The sequence below is a fragment of the Mesorhizobium sp. B1-1-5 genome (assembly GCF_006443065.1).
Classification (GTDB): Bacteria; Pseudomonadota; Alphaproteobacteria; order Rhizobiales; family Rhizobiaceae; genus Mesorhizobium.
This window is the reverse complement of the sequence record NZ_VFWS01000225.1, coordinates 1-2,594: the sequence shown is the minus strand read 5'-3', so window position 1 is coordinate 2,594 and position 2,594 is coordinate 1. Positions and strand designations below refer to the sequence as shown.

Annotated in this window: 5 protein-coding genes and 1 pseudogene; 5 read left to right on the top strand and 1 reads right to left on the bottom strand. The window is 61.3% G+C overall.

The features are described from left to right. The 5 genes and pseudogenes from FJ980_RS29710 to FJ980_RS35985 all read left to right on the top strand — a co-directional run. Positions 1 to 460, top strand: a pseudogene (locus FJ980_RS29710) (hypothetical protein); the annotation flags it as partial. Continuing rightward, positions 460 to 840: a hypothetical protein gene (locus tag FJ980_RS29705; protein WP_140547185.1), complete on the top strand. Its 381-nt coding sequence runs from the start codon at positions 460 to 462 to the stop codon at positions 838 to 840. The pseudogene FJ980_RS29710 and the gene FJ980_RS29705, both read left to right, overlap by 1 nt. Before the next feature lie 9 nt (positions 841 to 849). Next, complete coding sequence (locus FJ980_RS29700) at positions 850 to 1,554, top strand: SOS response-associated peptidase (RefSeq protein WP_140547184.1); 705 nt, start codon at positions 850 to 852, stop codon at positions 1,552 to 1,554. A gap of 18 nt (positions 1,555 to 1,572) precedes the next feature. Then, positions 1,573 to 1,761, top strand: coding sequence for a hypothetical protein (locus FJ980_RS34880; RefSeq protein WP_181181344.1), 189 nt, complete (start codon positions 1,573 to 1,575; stop codon positions 1,759 to 1,761). A 195-nt stretch (positions 1,762 to 1,956) separates the two neighbouring features. After that, positions 1,957 to 2,202 carry a hypothetical protein gene (locus FJ980_RS35985; protein ID WP_140547182.1) on the top strand — a complete coding sequence of 82 codons (246 nt, stop codon included), beginning with the start codon at positions 1,957 to 1,959 and terminating at the stop codon, positions 2,200 to 2,202. On the opposite strand, the gene FJ980_RS29680 is transcribed toward FJ980_RS35985, so the two are convergent. Next, entirely contained in the window at positions 2,199 to 2,429 is a 231-nt protein-coding gene (locus tag FJ980_RS29680) for a hypothetical protein (protein ID WP_246676602.1), read from the bottom strand. The genes FJ980_RS35985 and FJ980_RS29680 overlap by 4 nt on opposite strands. Positions 2,430 to 2,594: the final 165 nt, after the last annotated feature.

The following is a 2,594-nucleotide window of genomic DNA, read 5'->3' as shown; positions in this document are numbered from 1 at the left end:
TGAAGGTTGGGACATCAACGGTCCGCCCGAAGATGGCCCTGACCATTCGGCATCCCGCGCCGCAAGTGCTTGGGGGCAAGCCCATGCGGCAGCATTGGAGGCCTGTTGTGGCGGCTGGCGGGAGAGCCGCATGCCCATATCGGTAAGGCTCGAGTTGTTGACCGATCCCGAGACGCAGCTCGCCGATCGTTCGACAGCGCTGGCGATGCTTCGCGAACATCTCGAGCAAAATGGCAAGGACACGTTGAACGGGGAGGACGCTATTTTGGCTTGGCGGGTTGCTGCCGAGGTCGTTGACCAGCTTTCAATGCGCGACCTTATTGGCGACCTGTCTATGGCCTTCACCGCCCTAGCCCTTGCGCATCGTCGCCCTGATGAGCCCATCGAACCGAAGCGCCGAGCTGTGCGCGATGCAATCAACGCGCTAGAGGCAGCTACCGACAAGCCGTCCTTACACTGATGCCGAAACGCAATCGCGTCACGCCGGCGCCATCGGTCATCGATCGGGATTGGCCGCACCAGGTTGCCTTGCCGGATGACATCTGCACGGACCGGAACCTGACCATGATCACGCAGTTCTGCCAGGACATCGGCGTCAAGCCTCAGATAAGGCGGGTGCAGGCGATATGGCCGAGCGGCAAATATGAGGACTATCGCATCCACTGCTTTTCCGACCCCGCCGCGGCGCAGGCCTTCCTTGACCATTTTGGCGGCGACGTGTTCGATCCGAAGCGCGATCGGGAGAATGGGAAGATCCGGGGTGCCTGGCGCCGCACGGGCGAATACAAGCGCATCCTCGACCTGGGGCCGTTGAGCGTTCCCGAGATCCTGCGCAACTAGGGGCAAGACATGTGCAATCTCTACAATCTCACCACCAGCCAAGAGGCCATACGCCAGTGGACGCGTGCCCTCCGGGATGTCCTCGGCAACCTCGAACCGTCGATCGACATCTATCCGAACAGGCCCGGCCCGGTAGTTCGCAACGCCACGGATGGGCAGCGCGAGGTGGCCAACCTTCTCTGGGGCATGCCGACGCCTGCCGAGCGCGTGAAAGGCGCCGCCGACTACGGCACCACGAACATTCGAAATCCACAGTATGGCCACTGGCAGCAATATGTCGGGATCGAGCATCGCTGCGTGGTTCCCGTAACCAGCTTCGCCGAGCCGTCCCCGGCGCCTGGCGACAAAGACCCCGAAACCGGTATCCAGCGGAACTACTGGTTCGCGCTGAACGAGGAGCGTCCCTTATTCTTCTTCGCGGGCCTGTGGACGCCCTGGCATGGCGTGCGCAAGGTCAAGGATGGTCCGGGCGACTTCGAGCTCTACGGCTTCATGACGACCGCGCCCAACGCGCTGATCAAGCCGATCCACGAGAAGGCCATGCCAGTGATCCTGACGAGCGAGGAAGAGATCGAGACCTGGCTTACCGCGCCCTTGTCGGAGGCGAAGAAGTTGCAGCGCCCCGCGCCCGACGATGCCCTCGTGATCGTCGACAAGCCAGCGACGCAGATCAAATTCCCGCAACAGGCGCCACAGCAGGGCTCATTGTTCTAAGCAGTGGAGGATAGCCCCATGGCAGACCGCGTCATCACTCTCGACAGCCGCCAGGAAGCAGCATTGCAAGCCGTAGCCGACAAGTTCGTTGTCCTGCACAAGGGCGACATGATGAAAGCCCTGAAGGAGATGATCGTGCTGAACGGCCGCCTTCAGGATCAGCTCGACGCGCTCAAGGCTTCTCCTCTCGGCAAGCGCTTCGGATGAGCGACGAACCGGCCAGACTTGCTGATGGCATGACCGCGGTACCCCGCGAGCGCATGCGGATTGAAAACCACGTCTGCGAACATGCCGGGTGCGGTCTGCGGGCGCCGTTCGGCTTTGCTCGGCCGCGACGAGAGCCACACTGGTTCTGTCTGGCGCATCGGGCTGACGGTGATCATTATCTTTAGGAGCTGCACGATGATCAATCCGCCTAAACACCAGGAAGAATATCCGGACCGATCGATCGATTGCCAAGAGGCTATGGAGCCGGGATTTCAAGCCATCGTAGATTGCATGCTCGAGGTCGGATGGACGCGAGGCGAAATCATGCAATCGCTGCGACGGCTCATCGCGGCCGATAATATGACCCAGAAGGAGAACGCCAGGACGGAGGCACAGTTGGCAATTGCGCGCGCCATGATCCGTGCCGGCAAGTCGATTTAGCTTTTCTCGACGCCGGCCTCGTCGATCTCTGCTTCCATCTGGTCGCTGATTGGTGAGACCTTGCCCGCGCCGGCGATGGGCTGGCCATCAAAGCCTTGGAGCCAGGCGTCTGCGAATTCCTGCCAGTAGGCGGGTACCGCGCGCTCCTTGCCGTCCTTTTGAGCCTGGGAGCCGTACATCCAGGCGTAGGTGACGCGCTCCTGGTCCTTCTTGGCTACTGCCATCATTCATTCTCCCGGTATTCCAGCAGCTTCGCATGCCGCAGCTTTTCCTCACCCTTGAGGAATTTCACACGGCCGACAAGACCCGGCTTCAGCCATTCAGCCTTTTCCTTTTTGAGACCCTTCGGCACCGGCCCGCCAACCTTGCCCTGGACGCGATCCCACAGGCGC